Origin of the sequence: Lutibacter sp. A80 (genome assembly GCF_022429645.1) — a bacterium.
GTDB lineage: Bacteria > Bacteroidota > Bacteroidia > Flavobacteriales > Flavobacteriaceae > Lutibacter.
Map to the genome: position 1 here is coordinate 2,593,258 of NZ_CP092480.1, position 21,988 is coordinate 2,615,245.

20 protein-coding genes are annotated in these 21,988 nt (G+C 27.8%); 8 read left to right on the forward strand and 12 right to left on the reverse strand.

Translation table 11 applies throughout. The features are described from left to right. Nucleotides 1-20: 20 nt before the first annotated feature. From tatA to rnr, 4 genes are all read right to left on the reverse strand, one after another. The gene (tatA, locus tag MHL31_RS10675) at nucleotides 21-218 is read right to left on the reverse strand and encodes a twin-arginine translocase TatA/TatE family subunit (protein ID WP_305802691.1); all 198 of its coding nucleotides are present in this window, start codon (nucleotides 216-218) and stop codon (nucleotides 21-23) included. Nucleotides 219-282: 64 nt separating this feature from the next. Then, nucleotides 283-957 (reverse strand): head GIN domain-containing protein, encoded by a 675-nt coding sequence (locus tag MHL31_RS10680; protein ID WP_240225942.1) that lies wholly within the window; start codon nucleotides 955-957, stop codon nucleotides 283-285. A gap of 87 nt (nucleotides 958-1,044) precedes the next feature. Next, nucleotides 1,045-1,470 (reverse strand): copper resistance protein NlpE, encoded by a 426-nt coding sequence (locus MHL31_RS10685; RefSeq protein ID WP_240225943.1) that lies wholly within the window; start codon nucleotides 1,468-1,470, stop codon nucleotides 1,045-1,047. A gap of 64 nt (nucleotides 1,471-1,534) precedes the next feature. Next, nucleotides 1,535-3,778: a ribonuclease R gene (gene rnr, locus MHL31_RS10690; RefSeq protein WP_240225944.1), complete on the reverse strand. Its 2,244-nt coding sequence runs from the start codon at nucleotides 3,776-3,778 to the stop codon at nucleotides 1,535-1,537. Between the two features lie 113 nt (nucleotides 3,779-3,891). Between rnr and MHL31_RS10695 the strand changes: the two genes are divergently transcribed. From MHL31_RS10695 to MHL31_RS10710, 4 genes are all read left to right on the forward strand, one after another. Then, entirely contained in the window at nucleotides 3,892-4,833 is a 942-nt protein-coding gene (locus tag MHL31_RS10695; RefSeq protein WP_240225945.1) for a diacylglycerol kinase family protein, read from the forward strand. A gap of 797 nt (nucleotides 4,834-5,630) precedes the next feature. Further along, entirely contained in the window at nucleotides 5,631-6,068 is a 438-nt protein-coding gene (gene rpiB / locus MHL31_RS10700) for a ribose 5-phosphate isomerase B (protein WP_240225946.1), read from the forward strand. A 27-nt stretch (nucleotides 6,069-6,095) separates the two neighbouring features. Beyond that, nucleotides 6,096-7,004 carry a cation diffusion facilitator family transporter gene (locus tag MHL31_RS10705; RefSeq protein WP_240225947.1) on the forward strand — a complete coding sequence of 303 codons (909 nt, stop codon included), beginning with the start codon at nucleotides 6,096-6,098 and terminating at the stop codon, nucleotides 7,002-7,004. A gap of 3 nt (nucleotides 7,005-7,007) precedes the next feature. Further along, nucleotides 7,008-7,451 carry a GNAT family N-acetyltransferase gene (locus MHL31_RS10710; protein ID WP_240225948.1) on the forward strand — a complete coding sequence of 148 codons (444 nt, stop codon included), beginning with the start codon at nucleotides 7,008-7,010 and terminating at the stop codon, nucleotides 7,449-7,451. On the opposite strand, the gene citC is transcribed toward MHL31_RS10710, so the two are convergent. Genes citC through citD form a run of 5 tightly spaced genes read right to left on the reverse strand, consistent with a single transcriptional unit; the run spans nucleotide 7,452 to nucleotide 12,691 of the window. Further along, on the reverse strand, nucleotides 7,452-8,537 hold the full coding sequence (citC, locus tag MHL31_RS10715) for a [citrate (pro-3S)-lyase] ligase (protein WP_240225949.1): 1,086 nt from the start codon (nucleotides 8,535-8,537) through the stop codon (nucleotides 7,452-7,454). Further along, nucleotides 8,534-9,916, reverse strand: a complete 1,383-nt coding sequence (locus tag MHL31_RS10720; protein WP_240225950.1) for a triphosphoribosyl-dephospho-CoA synthase — start codon at nucleotides 9,914-9,916, stop codon at nucleotides 8,534-8,536. Before MHL31_RS10720 ends, citC begins: the two co-directional genes overlap by 4 nt. Next, the gene (citF, locus tag MHL31_RS10725) at nucleotides 9,909-11,468 is read right to left on the reverse strand and encodes a citrate lyase subunit alpha (RefSeq protein WP_240225951.1); all 1,560 of its coding nucleotides are present in this window, start codon (nucleotides 11,466-11,468) and stop codon (nucleotides 9,909-9,911) included. The genes MHL31_RS10720 and citF overlap by 8 nt, the downstream gene beginning before the upstream one ends. A gap of 12 nt (nucleotides 11,469-11,480) precedes the next feature. Beyond that, on the reverse strand, nucleotides 11,481-12,359 hold the full coding sequence (locus tag MHL31_RS10730; protein ID WP_240225952.1) for a CoA ester lyase: 879 nt from the start codon (nucleotides 12,357-12,359) through the stop codon (nucleotides 11,481-11,483). A 41-nt stretch (nucleotides 12,360-12,400) separates the two neighbouring features. Continuing rightward, nucleotides 12,401-12,691 carry a citrate lyase acyl carrier protein gene (citD, locus tag MHL31_RS10735; protein ID WP_240225953.1) on the reverse strand — a complete coding sequence of 97 codons (291 nt, stop codon included), beginning with the start codon at nucleotides 12,689-12,691 and terminating at the stop codon, nucleotides 12,401-12,403. A 289-nt stretch (nucleotides 12,692-12,980) separates the two neighbouring features. Here citD and MHL31_RS10740 point away from each other — a divergent pair, with 289 nt between their 5' ends. Continuing rightward, nucleotides 12,981-13,562: an NUDIX domain-containing protein gene (locus MHL31_RS10740; RefSeq protein WP_240225954.1), complete on the forward strand. Its 582-nt coding sequence runs from the start codon at nucleotides 12,981-12,983 to the stop codon at nucleotides 13,560-13,562. A 110-nt stretch (nucleotides 13,563-13,672) separates the two neighbouring features. On the opposite strand, the gene MHL31_RS10745 is transcribed toward MHL31_RS10740, so the two are convergent. Next, nucleotides 13,673-14,476, reverse strand: coding sequence for a Cof-type HAD-IIB family hydrolase (locus MHL31_RS10745; RefSeq protein WP_240225955.1), 804 nt, complete (start codon nucleotides 14,474-14,476; stop codon nucleotides 13,673-13,675). Nucleotides 14,477-14,631: 155 nt separating this feature from the next. Between MHL31_RS10745 and MHL31_RS10750 the strand changes: the two genes are divergently transcribed. From MHL31_RS10750 to MHL31_RS10760, 3 genes are all read left to right on the forward strand, one after another. Next, nucleotides 14,632-15,912: a DEAD/DEAH box helicase gene (locus MHL31_RS10750; protein WP_240225956.1), complete on the forward strand. Its 1,281-nt coding sequence runs from the start codon at nucleotides 14,632-14,634 to the stop codon at nucleotides 15,910-15,912. Nucleotides 15,913-16,004: 92 nt separating this feature from the next. Continuing rightward, entirely contained in the window at nucleotides 16,005-16,439 is a 435-nt protein-coding gene (locus MHL31_RS10755) for a hypothetical protein (protein WP_240225903.1), read from the forward strand. 14 nt (nucleotides 16,440-16,453) lie between these two features. Continuing rightward, the gene (locus MHL31_RS10760; RefSeq protein ID WP_240225904.1) at nucleotides 16,454-17,305 is read left to right on the forward strand and encodes an IS3 family transposase; all 852 of its coding nucleotides are present in this window, start codon (nucleotides 16,454-16,456) and stop codon (nucleotides 17,303-17,305) included. A gap of 74 nt (nucleotides 17,306-17,379) precedes the next feature. Here the strand turns inward: MHL31_RS10760 and MHL31_RS10765 are convergent, their stop codons facing one another. Further along, nucleotides 17,380-18,735 carry a sulfatase-like hydrolase/transferase gene (locus MHL31_RS10765; protein ID WP_240225957.1) on the reverse strand — a complete coding sequence of 452 codons (1,356 nt, stop codon included), beginning with the start codon at nucleotides 18,733-18,735 and terminating at the stop codon, nucleotides 17,380-17,382. Nucleotides 18,736-18,821: 86 nt separating this feature from the next. After that, a complete protein-coding gene (locus MHL31_RS10770) occupies nucleotides 18,822-21,983 on the reverse strand; it encodes a glycoside hydrolase family 2 TIM barrel-domain containing protein (RefSeq protein ID WP_240225958.1) in 3,162 nt (1,053 codons plus the stop codon). Between the last annotated feature and the right edge of the window lie 5 nt (nucleotides 21,984-21,988).

Here is a 21,988-nt window from a genome sequence, read left to right on the forward strand (position 1 = left end):
ATATTTACAAGTAATAAAAATTACTTTTTATCTTCAACTTTTTTATTTTCATCATCATCTTCTTCCTGAGTAGCTTTTTTAAATTCTTTAATTCCACCACCTAGTCCTTTCATTAATTCTGGAATTTTCTTTCCTCCAAATAATAATAAAACTAAAACAACAATAACTGCAATTTGCCAAGGTCCAACCATTCCTAAAAGTATATAAAATGCATTCATAATTTAAAATTTTGAGTTACAAATATAGTAATAAAATCAAAACTTAACTTATTACAGTCTAGTTTTAGTTTTTATCTTTAATTACACCACCAATAACTTTTTTAGTTTTTAATGTTTCTGGAGTACCTATATAATAAATATTACCACCAAAACGTACTTTAGCATCTAAAATTTCACTTGCATTTACTTCGGCAGTTGCACCAGAAGCAGAAATAACTATTGCTTGTTTACTTTGTAAGTCGTAACCCTCATAAATTCCACCAGTTGTAGCTTCAATATTTTGATTTTCAGTAACTCCATTTAATTCAATAATACCTCCAGAAACTGCTTTTACAGTTAAATGTTTGGTATTAACATCTAAATAAATTTTAGCTCCTTCCTGTACTTTAACTTCTAAAAGTTGTTGTTCTATAATTTCATCAGAAATAATTGTTCCTCCTTCATTAGCATCTAAAACATCAATGTTTTTATTGTAATATAATACAATTTTTACATCTTCTGCAGTAAAACTATCTGGAAAATGTAAACGTATTTTTAATATACCGTTTGAATTTTTTATTGATACATCTTTAGATTGTGAACCTGTAATTTCTACTTTTGAAGTTGTTCCTTTTTTTAATTCAACTGTTAAACCATTATATACTTTTAAAGTATTAAAATCTCCTATTTTAGTAATAATTTTTTCTTGTGAAAAAGTAATTGTACTTATAAACACAAGTAATAATGTTAATTTTTTCATGATATTTTAATTTTTTTTGTTTTAAAAATGGATTTAAATTAAAAATTCTAACACCTTTTTAAATTTAAATGCAATTCTATTAGTAGTTTATTCTTTAATTAATTTATAGTTTAATGAACTTTGTATTTGTTTACCTTCCATATCTAGTTGCTCTATAAAACCAGTTCCAATTTTATACATAGATGGTGCATCTTTTATTGATAGTATTATGTGTTTATTGTCAACTTTAAAGGTCCCTTCTTCGGTAAAAGATTGGTCATTTCCTTTTCCTTTGTAAATACTTTCTATACTAAAAGTATTATCTTTTTTTAATGTAAGTTTTTTAGTTATACCATCACAATCTGCACACGGAATTTCGCCAATATAAGTTCCAAATACTAATTCATTTTCTTTTGATATAGATGCTTCAACATCTGTTTTTTCTATAGTATTACTTTCAATTTTTTTATGCTCTTTACAAGAAATTAAAAGAACTACTCCAAGACATATAATTATTAAATTATTTTTTATCATTTAGTTTAAATTTATAACATAGTAACAAACAAACTAAACAATAATTGTGCCTTTATAGTAATTTTTATTTTTCTATTTTTTCAAGTAAAGTAAAATCTAAATGTTTACGTTCTAAATCTGTATTTTTTACTTTTATTAAAACCTGATCACCAAGTTGATATAAATTTTTGGTTGCTTGTCCAACTAAGGCATATTGTTTTTCATCATATAAATAATAATCGTCTTTTATATCACGAATACGGACCATTCCTTCACATTTATTTTCAATAATTTCTACATAAATTCCCCATTCTGTAACACCAGAAATAACACCTTCAAACTCTTGATCTTTATGATCTTCCATATATTTTACTTGCATATATTTTATGGAATCTCGCTCTGCTTTTGAAGCCATATATTCTTGTTCAGATGCATGTTTACATTTTTCTTCGTAAGGTGCTGCTTTTGGAGATTTTCCACCTTCTAAATAATGTTGTAACAATCTATGTGTCATAACATCTGGATAACGACGAATTGGTGATGTAAAATGGCTATAATAATCAAATGCTAGACCGTAATGACCTATATTATCGGTGGTATAAACCGCTTTACTCATTGATCTAACAGCAAGTGTTTCAATCATATTTGCTTCACCTTTACCGTGTACATCTTTTAATAATTTATTTATTGAAGAAGATGTAGTTTTATTATTTTTTAAATCTATTTTATTTTTATAACCAAACTTACTAACAATAGTTTGAAGCGATAGTAATTTTTCTTCATCTGGTTCGTCATGAATTCTGTAAATAAATGTATTTTTACTTGGAGCTCCTTTTTTTGTTCCAACAAATTCAGCTACTTTTCGGTTTGCTAACAACATAAATTCTTCAATTAGTTTATTAGCGTCTTTAGATTCTTTAAAAAACACGCCTATTGGCTCTGCTTTTTCATTTAAATTAAATTTAACCTCTACCCTATCAAAAGTTATTGCACCTTGCTGTAAACGCTTTTTACGAATTTTTTTAGCCAATTTATTTAACGTTAAAATTGCAGTAGCAATTTCTGGTTTTACTGTATAAGCTTCACCTGTTATAGAAATTTCAGAAGAGACTTCACAATTTAAAGAAGCCGTATCAATTGCACCTGAAGTAATAGTATTATTTTCTATAATTTCTTGTGCTTCTTCATATGCAAAACGCTTATCGGAATAAGTGATAGTTCTACCAAACCATTGGTTTAAAACATGTCCTTTATCATTCATTTCAAAAACTGCAGAAAATGTTAATTTTTCTTCGTTTGGGCGTAAAGAACATACTCCATTTGATAATACTTCAGGTAACATTGGTACTACCCTATCTACCAAATATACCGAAGTTGCTCTTTGATAAGCTTCATCTTCTAAAATTGTATTTTCTTGAACATAATGTGAAACATCTGCAATATGAATTCCTATTTCATAATTTCCATTTTCTAATACTTCAAAAGATAAGGCATCATCAAAATCTTTAGCATCTTTTGGATCTATGGTAAAAGTTAAATCTTTACGCATATCTCTTCGTTTTGCAATTTCTTTATCTGTAATTTCAAAAGAAAGTTTACTTGCTTCAGCCTCTACTTTTTCAGGAAATTTATATGGTAAACCGTACTCTAATAATATAGAATGCATTTCGGTTTCGTGATCTCCTGGCATACCTAAAATTTCTATAATTTCACCAAAAGGATTTTTAGAATTTCCAGGCCAATCAGTCATTTTTGCTAATACTTTTACACCATCTTCAGCACCTTTTAATTTATCTTTTGGAATAAATAAATCGGCATACATTTTAGAATCGTCTGCAATTAAAAATCCAAAATTTTTATTGAGTTGTAAAACACCTACAAATTCAGTTTTTGCACGTTTAATAATTTCTACAACATCACCTTCTTGTTTTTTACTATTTCTACGGTTATATAAATATATTTTTACAGTATCTTTATCTAAACCTTTATTTAAATTGCGCGATGGTATATAGATATCTTTTTCTAATTCATCACAAATAAAATAGGCGTTTCCATTAGAAGTAACATCTAATTCACCAATATAATATTTATCTTTAGGAACAACTTTAAATTTTCCTCTTTCAACTTCTTCAACTTTTTTTTGTCCCTTTAATTCTTCTAATTTTTGAATAATTTGGTTGCGTCCATTAGCATCTGAAATAGCTAATTTAGCGGCAATTTGTTTATAATTTAAAGAATTACCGTTATGATTTAACAATTGTAAAATTTTTCTAGTTAAATCTTTGATTATGTTTCCTTTTTTTTTGTAATTCAATTTTCTTTTCGACATTTATTTTTATTTAATTATTATCAAAAGTACAAATAATTACACTTCAACTACGTTAATTATTAGTTATATAAATAACTATTTGTATTTTGTAACACTATTTAATTTGGTTGTAAATGAATTCAAAATGGTTTGTTATTATAAATCCTACTTCTGGTAATGGAGCTTCAAAAAAGAAATGGCCTTTAATTTTTAACGAATTAAAACAGCAACAATTTAATTTTGAATATATTTTTACAACACATAAATTTCATGCAGAAGATTTAGTTAAAAATGCTATTAATAAAGGATTTAAAAAATTTATTAGTGTTGGTGGTGATGGAACTTTACATGCTATTGTTAACGGTATTCTAAGTTTAAATAATAAACTAAATACTCTTGAAATAAAAATTGGAATAATTCCTATTGGAACTGGTAATGATTGGGTAAAAACATACAAAATTTCTAAAAATTACAAAGAAGCTATACAAATAATTAAAGCCGAAAATACGATCCAACAAGATATTGGAAAAATGACTTTAAAACCTGAAAATAAGGTTATTTACTTTAATAATTTAGCAGGAATTGGGTTTGATGGCTTTGTTGTTAATAAAGTTCATAAATACAAAAATTTAGGTTCTTTAGCATACTTAACTGGTGGTTTAGTAGGTTTATTTAGTTTTAAAAAACCATTACTAGAAATAAAATTTAATACTACTGTTTTAAAAAGTACTACCTTATTATTAATTATTGGTATTTGTAAATATTCTGGTGGAGGTATGCAATTAACTAAAAATAAGAGTACTACAAATGGATATTTTGATATAACCTTTGTAAAAAATATTACGTTTTTTCAACTTTTAGCAAATATTTTAGGTTTATTTAATGGGAAAATAACCGATAAAAAATTTGTAGAAAATTACAAAACTAAGCAACTAGAAGTTAAAGTTTTAGATAGTAATAAAACGTATATTCAAGCAGATGGAGAATTGATTGGTTCAGGAGATTTTAAGGTAGCATTATTACCTAAAACATTGTCTTTTATTATACCAAAAACTACTAAAGAAGTAAAAAGTTAAAATTTTCTTAATTTTATTGTAATAAATGTTAAATTAATTCGTCTATAAGATAGAACACCTAATTAATGAAACCATTATATAAAATAATAATTTTATTTCTACTTATATTTTTTATAGGTATTTATTTTACAGTAAATAGTATTAATACTTATTTTGCTTCTCAAGACTGTATTGAAATTGTTACCCTACCTACTCAAGTTTTAAAACTATAATTATAACTTTTACTATTAATTTTTAAAATCATTTTACTTTTTAATTTAAAATTTGATTTTAATAGATGTTATTAACATATATATATATTATAAAAAGAATTTTAAAAATTTTAAAAAATATTTTTTGTTATTATAGTTTGTTAATATGTACAATAACTAAGCACTTTTAAATTTTGATATATCACTTATTAAAAATAACTAACAAGTTATATTTTTTTAATAGCTTAAAAATCAATAAAATTATATAGGTTATTAACATTATGTTAATAGTGTTAATTAACCAATTTATTGAATAACATTTTGCTTAAAAAATGTTTATAACGGTTTAAAAAATGTTTATAACTTGAAATTAAAAATGAATAAATAAATTTGGAAAATTAAAGTACGTTTTAGCATTAATCTTTTTAATTTATATATCAAAAAAAAGTTTTCTTTTTTAAGTATAAACTTATCCACATTGTTAGTAAAATTTAAATCAATTGTAAATCAATATTTTAAAAAATACTATTAACAATTACTTTTTTTACTGTTAATAAGCGTGAATTTGTACTTTTGTACTCTAATCTTATTAACAAAACAATAATTATGGTAATTGCAATTGGTAACGATCACGCTGGAACACAGTATAAATTCGAAATTATTAAACTTTTAGAAGGTAAAGGTATAAAAGTTTTAAACTTTGGAACCGATTTAAACGATAGTATGGATTATCCAGACGCTATCCATCCTGTAGCAAATGCTGTAGAAACTGGAGAAGCTACTTTTGGAATTATTTTATGTGGAAGTGGAAATGGAGCTCAAATGACTGCTAATAAACACCAAGGTGTACGTGCAGCGCTTTGTTGGAATAATGAATTGGTAGAACTTACACGTTTACATAATAATGCTAATATATTAAGTATTCCTGCTCGTTTTGTTTCTTTACAACAAGCTTTGGGTTTTGTAGAAGTATTTTTAAACACTCCTTTTGAAGGTGGAAGACACCAAAATAGAATTGAAAAAATACCAACAAAATGTTGTTAATTTTTTAAGTAAAAAAAAGCAATTAAAATGGGACATAACCATGAACATCATCATCCCACAATAACTGGAAAAAATTTATTATTTTCAATTATACTAAATGTAGCTATAACAGTTGCACAGTTAATAGGTGGTTTTATTTCTGGTAGTTTAGCTTTAATTTCAGATGCTGTTCATAATTTTTCAGATGTTATTTCTCTTATTATTAGCTATATAGCAAATTTATTAGCCAACAACAAAAAACGCACTAAAACATCTACTTTTGGTTATAAACGTGCAGAAATTATTGCTGCATTTATAAATGCTACTACTTTAATTGTTGTTGGTTTATTTTTAGGATATGAAGCTATAATTAGGTTTAATACACCAACAGAAATTCAATCTAATTTAGTTATTTGGTTAGCTCTTTTAGGAATTTTAGCAAATGGTTTAAGTGTAATTTTACTTAAAAAAGATGCTGATCATAACCTTAATATGAAATCGGCATACATTCACTTATTTATTGATATGCTTACTTCTATTGCTGTTTTAGTTGGTGGTTTATTAATGAAATATTATCATATTTATTGGATAGATGCTTTATTAACTTTAATAATAGCTATTTATTTAATTTATATGAGTTGGGAAATTTTATTAAAATCAATTAGAATATTAATGTTATTTGCTCCCGAACATATAAAAATTGATGATGTTGTAAGTGAAGTTTTAAAAATTAAAGGAATTAAAAATATCCATCACGTTCATATATGGCAATTAAACGATGAAGGAAGCCACTTAGAAGCACATTTAGAATTTACAAACGATATAAAACTTTCTGAATTTGATATTATCTGCGAAAAAATAGAAAAAAATTTACTTGATAAATTTGAAATAAATCATTGTAATTTCCAACCAGAATTTATTAGAGATGATAAAAAAGATTTAATAAATCAACAGTAATTTATGCTAGAAATTAAAGTTAAAAATTTTCAAGAATTAACCACAAATGAATTGTATAATTTACTGCAATTAAGAAGTGAAGTTTTTGTAGTTGAACAAGATTGTGTGTACCAAGATATTGATTTTAAAGATCAAAAAGCTTTGCATATTCTAGGCTTTAAAAACAATAAAATTATTGCATATACCAGAATTTTTAAAGCAGGTGATTATTTTAATAAAGCTAGTATTGGTAGGGTTCTTGTTAAAAAAAGTGAACGAAAATATGGATACGGACATATAATTATGGATTATTCTATTAATGCCATTTATAATATTTTTAACGAAAAAGATATTAAAATTTCAGCTCAAAAATATTTAAAAGAATTTTACGAATCTCATAATTTTAAACAAATAGGTAAAGCCTATTTAGAAGATAATATTCCTCATATTGCAATGGTTCTACTTTAATTAATGTCGTGCAGTACTTTGTTTTATTTTAGTAATAATATTAGCAGATTCTTTAGAAAGTAAAAAGTTTTTAGTCGGTTCTGGTAAAAAATTTAAAACTTCTTTTAATCTATCATCTTTAATAGCTTCTCTTACTTTAGAAGCGCTTATATAATTTTTATCAAAATTTGTTTTATCATTTATAGAAATACGTTCACACTCAATAACTTCTATACCATTTTCTGGTAAAATTTTATGCATTGCAGTATTATATGCTTTGGTTGTTAAGCAGTAATTTTCACTTCCAATGTATCGTTTTTTTATGTTTAAAATTGGAGCAATATAGTTTGTAAATATATTTACATCAATTTCAGCTTGTTTTTGAGAAACTAAATTCCAAGATTCATTTTTTAAAAAATAATTTGGAAAAATTGCACCAGAAACAATATAAGGTCCAGTAGCTAACATTACTACATTTTTTAAATCAGCAATACCTTCTTCAATTAATTTCCAACGTATTTCAAAAGGAAAAACAGATAAATTTTCACTAACAACAAATAAATAAACAAGTTCATTTTCTTTTGATGCTTTTTCAATTAAATAACGATGTCCAACGGTAAACGGATTACAATTAACTACAACTGCAGCTATATTATCTGAAAGAGTTTTTACTTTTAATTTTTCTAATTTTTTTTGATAATCTTTAATGGTTTTATACCCAAATTCTAAGACTGCAAATATAGGTTCTGCAGTAGTTATTAACGAAAATCCTAAAGCTTTAAATAATTTTGAAGTATTAGGTTTTGTATATACAAAACACTGTTTATAGTTTTCTAAACATTTATCAGTTAAATAAGTAACTACAAGTGAAAAAGCAGTAGTTTCTCTAAATTCGGGTGCAATTACAACATATTTTAAAGTGTTTTTACGTAAAGATCCAGTACCAATTATATCATCATTTAAGTTATAAACAATCATTGTAAAATCCACTTCTTCTGGATTAAAATCAAAATCATACTTTTTTAAAAATGATTGCAAAAGTTTTACATCCAATGGGTTTTCTGTATCTAATAATTCTTGTCTAAAATCGGTATCTTCAAAAATCATAATTGCGCGTTTTTAACAAAGTGAATTAATAAGGAAACTGACAGTAAATCTGCAGATCCACCTGGTGAAATATTATTTTCTTTGCAATAATTACACAATTCAATATATGATTTTTTTGAGTGAATTGCATTTTTTGCTAATTTTTTTACGTGTGTAAGTGCTTCAAAATTACTTCTATATAAAATATTACTATCGTTATTTAGGCTTATAATATGCAATAAAGTTGTTTGTAATATTTCTTGAATTTCTTCTTGATTCAGTTTTTGGTGATTCTTAAAATTTTTATCTAAAAAAGGGAGTGCATTTTTAAATACGCTTGGAAATCCTTCAGCAACTTCTTGTCGAATACCAGCACCTAATTTTCCATATTTTTTATACATTAATTCGCCATGTGTTGCAACTTTTTTTGAATTTAGTTCTAATTCATTTTTAACAATACCATTGCTAATTTCAATTACTAAATATTTAAATGTTGTATCTGAAAATCTATTATTTTCTGAAATTATTTTTGCTATTGAAAAAAGAGAAATTCCGAATAAAAATATAATACCTTTATGAGTATTTACATTTCCGGTAGCTTTAAACATTTCTTGTTCAGCTTTTATACCAATATGTCTAATTTTTGGTAAAATTTCTTCTATTTTTCCTGTATATGCATAGCCTAATTCGCAAAATTTATTAAAAAAAGGTGTTAGTGCTACTGCAGAATTTAAAAACGTGAAAAAATGCATATCTGTATGCGAACCCGTATCTTTAAAAGAAACTAAACCAGGTTTTGGACTTAAAGAAATTTCATATAAAATAGCTTTTGAAGCAAATGCAACTAAGGTATTAATACGCTTATTTTTAATAGAAATAGCTTGTATTTTTTTGAGATCATTAAAAATTAAATTTCTAATTTCTTCTTTTGTATGTCGCTTATTACGCATACAGGAAATTGCAGCATGTTTACCACAAAAATAGCACAGTTTCTTTTTTCCAGAGCTAATTGGTACACCTAAATCATTAAAAATATCAACATCAATTAAACGACCCAAAGTTTGTGTTGATTCAAAATTTTCTGTCAAAATTTTTAATTCTAACACGTTAATTTTAGAATTTTTAGCAATAGGAATTATAAAAAAATCACCTGCTTCGTCTACAATTAAGGTTTCTTTCTCATAAATTAATTCAACGCGATTTGCTTGTAAATAATTGATTAAGTTATTTTTAACTTCTAAAAAAAATGTAGAAATTAACTCATTGCTTTTTGGATATCCAGGTATATTTAAAGATAAACTTAAAGTGTTAAATTGTTGTTTTAAAAATTGCGCGCGTTGTTGCGCTCTATTTTCTCTAGCGTTTAATATTTTCTCTAAAATTTTTTGGGAGTTAACCATGGTGTTTTACTTGCCTAATAACATCTATTATGGTTCCGTCTCTATATTCAATTAAACCAACTATTTTATCTGTAAATTCAATTTCTTGAACTTTTCCTACAATAGATTCTACCTCTTCTTGTAAATCTTCAATTTTACGAATATTTAAACCTCCTTTTATTAAATTTTCTTCTAATTCTGGTTTTAAAGGATTAACACAAATACCTCTTTCAGTTACTAAAACATCAATTGATTCACCAGGAGTAACTACTGTATGAATTGCTTTTTTTACTATTGGTATTCTACCTCTAAAAGACGGACAAACTACAATTGTTAAAGTTGCTCCAGAAGCGGTATCACTATGTCCACCAGAAGCACCTCTAATAGTTCCATCGGAGCCAGTAATTACATTAACATTAAAATTTGTATCAATTTCAAGCGCTCCTAATACAACAATATCTAATTTATTTGTCATACATCCACAATTAAACGGATTGGCATATAAAGCGGCTGGAATTTCGATATGATGGCTATTTTCTACTAGCGATGAACAAACGGCGGCATCAAAAGATTGCACATCAAAAATGGTATTAAACAAGCCTTCGTTTAACATATCAACTCCATAAGAAGTTACACCACCTAAAATAAAACTACCTTTTATTTCAGATTTTTTCATTTTTTCGCGAATGTATTTCGCTACGGCTAAAGATGCACCTCCTGCCCCAACTTGAAAAGAAAAGCCATTTTTAAAAGAGCCAGAATGTTCAATTACATTTGCAGCTAGTTTTGCAATTCTTAAATCAATTGGCGATTTTGTAATACGAGTACTTCCTGTTGCTATTTTAGAAGCATCACCAATAGAATCTATTTTTACTACATAATCAACAAAATTTTGAGTAATTGAAATAGGAATACAAGGATAATCAACTATATTATCGGACACCACAATTACTTGTTTTGCATAGCGTGTATCTATGCTTGCATATCCCATAGACCCAAAAGCAGATTTACCTTTGCAACCTGTTGCATTTCCCTCATTATCTGCAGCTGATGCAGCTATAATAGCTAAATCTATATTAATTTTTCCTGTATGAATGGCTCTTACTCTACCACCATGTGAGTGAATGGTTACAGGTAAATCTAAAACACCTTCAGAAATGGCTTTACCTATTTCACCTCTAATTCCAGAAGACCATATTTTAGTAATGGTTCCATCTTTTAAATATTTTAAAATTGGATTGTGTACTTCGTTTAGTGAGGAAGAAGCTAAAGTGATGTTTTTTATACCCATTTTAGCTAAAATTTCTATAGAATTAACTAAAATATTATCACCATTTCTTAAATGATGATGAAAAGAAACCGTCATTCCATCTTTAGGAGAAGTTTGAATAATTGCTTCTTCTAAGGTTTTACAAATTTTACTTTGATGTGGTAATTTAGCTTTATTTGGAGGTGGAATTGTAACTTCATCCATCCACCCTTTTTTAAGTTTTTCCCAAGCACCAACAAACATATCTATTTTTCCAACACCTTCAATATATTCAGGAATTTCACGACCTATAACATTTTTCATATCTTAAATCTTTTAAATAGTATTGTAATTAATTTGGGCAAGTTCTAACACGTGTGTTGCTCTGGTAACAATTGGAGCATCAATCATTTTACCATCAATGGCAAAAACACCAATGCCTAGTTTTTTATTTTTCTTAAATTCTTTTATAATTCTATATGCTTTTCTAATTTCTTGGTCTGTTGGCATATAAACTTCGTGAATAATATCTATTTGTCTTGGGTTAATTACTGCTTTACCAGTAAAACCAATTTGTTTGGCATATTCTGTTTCTAAACGCAATCCTTCTTCATCGTTTACATCAACAAAAACAGTATCAATTACATCAATTTTATTTGCTTTTGCCGCCATTACAATCATTTTTCTGGCAAAATCAATTCCAGAACCATCTTTGGTGCTTTTAATATTCATATCTGCAGTTAAATCTTGTCCGCCAATGGTTATAGCGTCAACACGTTTAGAAAATTTTGCAATATCAAAAACGTTTTGAACACCTAAAGCGGTTTCAATCATTAAATGCAGTGTCATTTTATTATGAGGTAAGCCATGCTTATCTTCAATGTCTTCAATAATCTTAATTAAATTTGCTAATTCTTCAACAGATTCAGTTTTAGGAAAACGGATTGCATCTGGTTGAAGTGGTACAATTTCTTCTAGATCTTCCAATCCAAAAGGTGTGTCAATATGATTAACTCTTACACAAATTTCAGCATTATAATAATTATTAGATTGAATCATATTTCGTACTAAAATACGAGCTGCGTCTTTCTGATTTAGTGCTACAGCATCTTCTAAGTCTAATAACAAACTATCGGCGCCGTAAATTCCTCCTTGTTGCAACATTGCTGGATTGTTTCCAGGAATGTAAAGCATGGTTCTTCTTTTTTTCTTCACAAGTTATTTATTTTAAAATTACCTTATTTTTAATAATTTAATTAAGCCATTGTAGCTTTTTGAATATTACAAGCTCGTTTAATAGCTGTTTCTAAGCGCGCATTAATTGTTAACTCTAAGGCACCCTTATCTTTAGCAATTAAGTGGATATCCGATATTTTATAACTATCTAATTTAGAGTTTATTAATTTTTTTATTGTGGCGCCATATTCTAACATTACAGATGAATCAATATCTATATTTCTACCAGAATTTGGTTCAACAGGTTCAATTAAAATAATAATATCACTAGATTCAAAAGAACCCGATTGAGACTTTTTAATTATTTCCATTTCAATTAAATTTTACTAAAAAAATTAATACTTATTTAACAAAATTAGGTAGTTGTTTTTTCTAATACAAGTTAAAAATCAATAATTAAATTGGTAGATTTTACCTTTTTTTTGAACATAATTTATTGGAAATACAAGATTTATAAGTAGGCGAATATGTAACGCTATTTTTATTAAGATAAATGAGTCTATTTAGTCTTTTTTTTAAATTTAAAATAATAATTTTTAAAAAATATAAAATGTATTTTTGATGTACTTTTTAATAATAAAATAAAGTATTTTAAATTTTATGAAAAATTCAAGAGTTAAAATAAATTCGGTAAAAAACTTAGCAAACGATTATTATAAATTAGATAAAGTAAATTTTGATTATAAAACAAAAGATGGAATCTGGCAAAATCAGAGCAGAGAATGTTACGATAGAGGAGATGGTGCTTGTATTTTATTATACAATCCATTAAAAAAAACAGTAATTTTAACCAAGCAATTTAGAATGCCAAGTTATTTAAATGAAAATGAAGATGGAATGATGCTTGAAGTTTGCGCAGGTTTATTAGATAAAGACGATCCGTTTACGTGTATAAAAAAAGAAGCAGAAGAAGAAACGGGTTATAAAATTAACAATCCTACAAAAGTATTTGAATTGTACTCTACACCAGGTGCAGTTACAGAAAAAATACATTATTTTATTGCAGAATATAATGATGCTATGAAAATTTCTGAAGGAGGAGGTTTAGAAGAAGAAACAGAAGAAATAGAAGTGATAGAATTTAATTTTGAAGAAACTCTTAACTTAATTAAAACAGGTGAAATTTGCGATGCTAAAACAGTAATTTTATTACAATATGCTAAAATTAATAACTTGGTTTAGTAGTTGATTAAATTAGAATGTCATTCCTGCGCAGGCAGAAATCTATGTTAATGCTGTATGGATTCCTGTTTTCACAGGAATAACAAATATAAAAACTGTATTAACAATTACTAAAAATACTCTTTAATTGCTTTTGCAACACCATCATTTTTATTGGTATCTGTAACTGCATCTGCTACTTTTAATACTTCATAATTTGCGTTTGCAACTGCTACACCTAAGCCAACAGCTTTTAGCATTTCAATATCGTTATAATTATCGCCAAAAGCAATTACATTATCCATTGAAAGTGTTGGATAACAATTCTTTAAAATAACATCAATAGCTGTTTTTTTAGAAATATCTTTATGAGATATTTCAATATATGTATCTTTAGAGCGGTACAATAGAATTTCATTAGAAAAATTATTTTCTAACGATTTATATAATGTATCTATTTCAGAAGCATCGCCCATACACATTATTTTATGTGCTCCTTTGCCTTCGTTATTCCAAGTATTTAAAACGTCTATATTCGATTTTATAACTGGAGTTACTTTAGTATTATTTTCTTCTCTTTTAGCCCAATAATCCATTGAAGGAACATACCATTCATCTGCATGAAATAAGCTTAAATGTATGGAAGTATTTGTACATTGGTTAATTATTTCGGCCAATACATTATTTTTAATAAAAGTAGAATGTAAAACCTTGTTATTAGTTAAAATTAAACCACCGTTATAAGCAACTAAAGGCGTGTTTTCATTTTTAAATTCTTGTTGTAAATGACGCATTCCTTTAGGCATTCTAGATGAAATTAATACTAATGGAATTGGGGCTACACGTTGTACTTGTTTAATAGTAGTTTTAGATAATTCTCTGTCTTTATTTAACAATGTACCATCTATATCAGTACAAATTAATTGATAACTCATATATAGTTTTAAAAATACGTGGCAAACTTAATAATTAATGTTATTTAAATTTACTGATTGCTAAAGAATTAACGAAATCGATAGAATTGCTATTTTTTATAGCGATTACTAGTTAAAAAGTAATAGTGTACCTTTGCAAACTTATAAATAAATATATGACATTTAAAGATTTAGCAATTATAGAGCCGATATTAAAAGCGCTCCAAGAAGAAGGTTATACACACCCTACCCCAATTCAACAACAAGCAATACCAATATTATTAAATAGAAAAGATTTACTAGGCTGTGCACAAACAGGTACTGGTAAAACTGCAGCATTTACAATACCAATTTTACAACATTTATATAATAGCAAAGGAGACACTAAAGGAAAACGAAAAATAAAATCGTTAATAGTAACTCCAACTAGAGAATTAGCCATACAAATTAATGAAAGTATTACTTCTTATGGAAAATACACAGGACTTAAAAATGTAGTTATTTTTGGAGGTGTAAAACAAGGTGGACAAACAGATGCTTTAAGACGGGGAACTGATATTTTAGTGGCTACTCCTGGAAGATTATTAGATTTAATTTCTCAAGGGTTTATAAGTTTACAGGATATTAAATATTTTGTTTTAGATGAAGCAGACCAAATGTTGGATATGGGTTTTATACACGATATTAAAAAAATTATTGCAAAATTACCTTTTAAAAGACAATCGCTTTTCTTTTCTGCAACTATGCCACCTGCAATAGCAGAACTTTCTAGTAAAATTTTAAATAATTATGAAAGAGTTACCATAAAACCAAAACAAGCAACTGCAGAAAAGGTAGCACAATCCGTTTATTTTGTTAGTAAACCTAATAAAACTAAGCTATTAATTCATTTAATTGAAGAAAATCCAGAAGCATCAATTTTAGTATTTTCTAGAACAAAACACGGAGCCGATAAAATTGTACGTGTTTTAGGAAAATCGCAAATTAAGTCTGCTGCTATACACGGAAATAAATCTCAAGGAGCACGCCAAAGAGCTTTAGGAAACTTTAAAAAAGGAGAATTAAATATTTTAATTGCTACAGATATTGCTGCAAGAGGTATTGATGTTGAAGACTTAAGTATGGTAATTAATTACGATTTACCAAATATTCCAGAAACGTATGTACATAGAATTGGTAGAACAGGACGTGCAAAAGCAAGTGGTGTTGCCTTGTCTTTTTGTAATCAAGAAGAAAAAGCATATTTAAAAGATATTCAAAAACTAATAAATCAACAAATACCTTTAATTGAAGATCATCCTTTTCCTTTAGATGAAAATGAAGAAATTCCATTAGTAGCAAAACCTTCAAAAAACCAACGTAAAAAGGCAAAACGAAGAGCAGAACACAATCCAAAAGAAGGAGGAAATTCTAATAAATCGAAACGTAAAAAATACTATCCTAGAAAAAGAGCATAGTTTAAAAAAAGCTGTTTCAAATTTTTGAAACAGCTTTTTTTAAACTTTTTTTGTCCCGTCCTGAAATAGCGATACACTAAAACACAAGTGTAATGAAAACATCAGACAAATCAGGTGCAGCAAAGCGAACTCAAAAAGATTACTCGCTTTCTTTTAAACTTCAATTAGTTGAAGAAGTAGAACAAGGATTTTTAACAAAAACCCAAGCCAAGCGTAAATATGGTATTCAGGGAGACGCTACAGTAACCAAATGGTTGCAAAAATATGGTAACTTTGATTGGGAAAACCAAGTTCCAAAAACGATGTCAAAAACTCCAGAACAAAAAATACTTGAGCTTGAAGCTAAAATAAAGCTCCTTGAAAAACAGAAAGCTAGAGCTGAACATCTAGCAGAACGTGCTGATAAAAAGGTTATTATTTTCGATATGCTTGTTGATATGGCAGAAAAGGAATATGATATTCAAATAAGAAAAAATTACACACCCGACTTATCAACATCTTCAAAGAAGAATATAAAGAAACTTTAGTTTCTACCTGTGATTTGCTCGGGGTAAACAGACAGGTTTACTATAGATCCATAAAATCAAGACTTCATAAACAAACTGTAGCACAAAAAGTTATCGTTTTGGTTCGTGATATTCGGATGCTAATGCCAAGATTGGGTGGTAAGAAATTATACTTTCTGTTAAAGGATAAATTATCACTATTAAAAGTAGGAAGAGATAAATTGTTTAGAATACTAAAAGCTAACCATATGTTAATAATACCTAAAAGAAGCTACCACATAACTACAGACTCTCATCATAGATTTAGAAAGCACAGAAACCTTGTCAGCTCAATGGATATAGAAGGGCCTGAATCAGTTTGGGTGAGTGATATTACATATATCGGAACGAGAACCAACCCTTCGTATCTGGCATTAATCACAGATGCTTATTCTAAAAAGATTGTAGGATATGATGTGTCAAAATCTTTATCAATGGATGGTTCATTGAGGGCATTGGAAATGGCTATAAATAATAGAAAATACAAAGAAAGTCCATTAATACATCACTCTGATAGAGGGTTGCAATATTGCTCGAATGAATATCAAAGACTATTAGAAAACAATGAGATTAAGCCTAGTATGACTGAAAAATATGATCCATATGAAAATGCAGTTGCAGAGCGAATAAATGGAATTTTAAAACAGGAATTTAGTGTAGCACAGAAGATTCAAGATTTTAAAGTAAAGAAGAAACTGGTCAAAAATGCAATAGAAATATACAACAATATAAGACCTCATTTATCTAACGAAATGCTAACACCAATACAAATGCACGCACAAAAAAAAATTAAACCAAAACAATACAAATCAAAAAAGCTGAACAATGATGTCATTATTCAGCTTTAATTTTTAACTTTTACCCTTTAATAATCTGTATCGGTTATTTAGGACTAGACATTTTTATAAACTTTATTCTTATTTTATTTCATACGTTCAGCATTTTTAGATTGCCAATCGGTTAAATAAGCTTCTAATTCTTTAACTATTTCAGGTTCTTTATCTGCAAGATTTACTTTTTCTCCTATATCATTCTTTAAATTATACAATTCAATTTTTTGTTTTTTTACATATTTTAAAAGTTTCCAATCTCCTTTACGTACAGCGGCATTATTTCTTTGCCAAAAAAGTATTTCATGAGGTTCATTTGTATTTTCACCTTTTAAATATGGAATTAAATCAACTCCATCAAGTGGTTTTGGATTATTTGCTGGATTACCACCGGCTAAATTTAAAAATGTTGGAAACAAGTCTAATGAAATAACAGGAGCATTGTATTTTGCATTTTCAGCTAATGTACCAGGCATACTTAATAAAAATGGCACACGATTTCCTCCTTCTAGTTCAGAGCCTTTAAAACCTCTAAGAGGCCAGTTATTGGTATGCATTTGAGTTCTTTGTCCTCCGTTATCATTAACCCACACAACAAGGGTGTTTTTACGTAGTCCTTTTTCTTCAAGATAATTTAAAAGTTTTCCAAAATTACGATCTAAAGAATTTGTCATACCACCAGTAATACGTCTTACTGGGTCTTCAAGATGCTGATAAGGCTCCATATCTTCTGGCTCCGTTTCTAGCGGATGGTGTATTGCATTGTACGAAAGATATAAAAAGAAAGGTTTATTATCTTTTTCGCTAGTATTCATAAATTCAATAGCTTTATCTGTAAATAAGTCTGTTGTATAAAAATCCATTTCAGATTCATTTAATAAGGTACGGTTATGGCGAAGATTGTTTCTATAAATTGCAGCGCTATCTTTAACTTGCTTTTGAGGATAGTAACTTCTACTTCCCGATAGAAATCCATAAAAATAATCGAAACCTCGATCGTTAGGGTGAAAATTTTCTTGATAACCCATATGCCATTTTCCTATAATACCTGTGCTATATCCTTCTTTTTGCATAGCATCTGCAATAGTAGTTTCGCTTTTAGGTAAATTTTGATATTGTTTAGGATTCATAAAAAATCCAAAACGTTGTTGGTAACGTCCTGTAAGAAGTCCAGCTCTTGAAGGACCGCATACAGAAGCACTTACATACCCGTTGGTACAAAATATTCCTGTTGCTGCAAGTCTATCTATTTGAGGTGTTTTAAAATCTTCGGAACCTTGAAAACCATAATCGTGATAGCCAGCATCATCAGTTAGAATAAATAAAATATTTGGTTTAATAGTATTTTTATTTTGTGCATTGCTGTTAAAAAAAATTCCTAATACAAACAGTAAAATTGTTTTAACTAGTATATGTTTTATAGAGCTTTTTGATATATGATTTTTCATATTTTAATTGCTTTAAGCTTTAATTTATTACTAAAATTCACTGTGATTTAGCAATCACAGTGAATTAAAAGAATATTTAAAAAAAATTACTGTATTGGTTTTATGGTATAACTGTACGATAAATTTGAAGGTTTTATTTGGTATTGTTTATGAGCTGTTCTACCCCAACTAGTATCACCACCAACACCCATTTGCTTATAATCGATATTAATACTTACCAAATCTCTTTTTACAATATCTGTAGTATGACGTTGTTTTTTAGAGTCTCCAGCATCAAAATCATCATTTAATTGATGGTGTGTACTAAAGTTTATTTTATTAATACCAGTAATTTTAATTCCTTTACCTTCATTATTTATAAAAGAAACCCATCTTGTTTCTGTTCTATTACCGTTTTCTTGTGGGCGTATGTATGGATAATATAATTCTTCAACACTAGATTGATACTGACCAACTAATGCCGCAGTATTTCTATCTTGATAATTTTCAAAAGGACCTTTACCAAACCATTTTACTTGATTAAATTCATTTTTAATAATCAAATTGTTTCCAAATTTTGGCAACATTGGAAGTTTAGAATCTACATTCTCTAAATTAGTAGTTACTAGTATTTCTCCTAAACTATTAATGGTATAATTTATAGTTGCATTTGCTTTTACTGCGGTTAATTCAAAAACAGTTTTAATAGAAACTAGACCTTTACTATCTTGTTTTTCTTCAATAGAAATTAGTTTTTGTTGTTTAGAAGCTTCTTTCCAAACACCTAATTTTTTAGGCATTTTAAAACCAAAATCATTATCTGTAGTTGCTCTCCAAAAATTAGCTTTTACACCTTCTAAAATTATATTTCCTTGCCCATAATCTAAAGTACTTATAGCTCCTGTTTCTTTGCTAAAAGCGATATTAAAAGCATCTGCAGTAACTGAAATTGATGTATCGTCGTTACTAATTTTTATATCATTATTACTTTCAGTTAAAAATTTAGGTGTTTTAGCGTCTGTTAATTCAAATTGTTCGTAAGCAATTTCATATCCTTCAGGAACTAAATCTGTAGCTTTTTTAGTTTTAGCATATACGTTTAAATGATATTCTGAAGTACTATTTTCTAAAGCAGGTAAATTTATACTTACTTTTTTTGAAGCATAAGGAGCTATGTCTAATTGAGGGATATTTCCTTTAGAAATTTCAACACCATTTTCTAATAATTTCCATTCAAAATCAAATTCACTTAAGTTGGTAAAATCGTAGATGTTTTTAATTTCTATTTCTCCATTTTTTAAGTTTGAAGCTTTAAATTTTATGTATTGATATACTTTTTTTACTTCATACAGTGAAGGATGAGGTGTTCTATCAGGGTTTACAACTCCGTTTAAACAGAAGTTTTTATCGTGTTGTAAATCTTGGCCTCCTAAATCTCCTCCGTATGCCCAATAAGACTCTCCTTTATCATTTGTTGTTAAAATACCTTGGTCTACCCAGTCCCAAATAAAACCACCTTGCATTATATCGTACTTTTCAATAACATCCCAGTAATCTTGAAGATTACCAACACTATTCCCCATTGCATGTGCATATTCACATTGAATTAATGGACGTGTAGGATTATTTTCGGCATATTTTATCATAGATTCTATAGACCAATACATTGGTGCTTGTATATCAGTATTATCATATTTTGTGGCACCTTCATATTGTGTTGGTCTAGTTGAATCATTTTCTTTTAACCAATTGTAGGTAGCTACAAAATTATCTCCGTTTCCAGCTTCATTACCAAGAGACCAAGTTATAATTGATGCATGGTTTTTATCGCGCTCAAACATACGTATAGTTCTATCTAAATGTGCCTCTTTCCATTCAGGTAAATATGCTGGATGTACTGCTTGTTTTTTCTTATTATTATTTAAACCTTGGTTAGTTGCGCCCATACCATGTGTTTCAATATTGGCTTCATCAATTACATAAAAACCATATTCATCACAGAGTCTATAAAAGTGTGTATTTTTAGGGTAATGGCTACAACGAATAGCGTTTACGTTGTTTTGTTTCATTACTTCTAAATCTTTTAAAGTTAATGCTTCTGAAACAACATGTCCTTCAGTGTCACTGTGGTCATGTAAGTTAACACCTTTTAATAAAACAGGTTTTCCGTTTACTAAAAACTGATTGTTTTTTATAGCAATATTTCTAAATCCTACTTTTATACTTGTTGTTTCATTATTAACACTTAAAAGTAAAGTATATAAATTTGGATGTTCTGCATTCCAAGTTTTAACATTCACAATGTTTTTTGCGAAATCAATAGTATTTTGCCCTGTTTTTAGGTTGACTTCTTTAGTTTCATTATAAACTACTTTATCACCATCTAAAAGTTTTACAACCACTTCTTTTTTAGAAGTTTTTGGAGTGTTATTATTAACCTTTAAAGAAAGATTAAAAACACCATCTTTATAGTTATTTTCTAAATCTGCAGTTACTTTAAAATCTCTTAAAGTAATTTTATTTGTTGCATATAAATATACATCTCTTTCAATTCCGCTAAGTCTCCAAAAGTCTTGATCTTCCATATAACTTGCATCAGACCAACGTAAAACTTGTACGGCTAATTTGTTAGTACCTTTTTTAATAAGGTCTGTAACTTTAAATTCTGCAGGAGTTTTACTTCCTTCATTATAACCAACCATTTCTCCATTTAGCCAAACATACATAGCGCCACTAACACCAGCAAAATGTAAATAAATATCTTTTCCGTCCCAATCTTCAGAAATTTCAAATTCTTTTAAATAACTACCATTATTATTTATATTGTGTGGAATGTATGGTGGATTTGCAGGAAACATATATTTTACATTTGTATAAACGGGTATTCCAAACCCTTTTAATTCCCAATTTGAAGGAACACTAATAGTATCCCAACCTGTTATATCAAAACCAGCTTTATAAAAATCTGTTGGTCTTGCTTGTACGCTATCTGCGTAATAGAAATTCCAAGTTCCGTTTAAAGATTTATATAAAGAAGAATTTTCCCAACTTTCATTTTTTAAAGCTAATTCAGAGTTTTTATATCTATAAAAAGCAGCAGTTGGTTGTTCTCTATTAATTTGAAATATCTCAGGATTTTCCCATTCAGGGTTTTCCCATTTTTCGGCTGTGTACATAGGCTTTTCTTTTTTATTTTCTACACAAGAAAAAAGAGTTACAACTATCGATATTAACAGTAGTGTACTAAATTGAATTGAATACTTTGTCATTTATA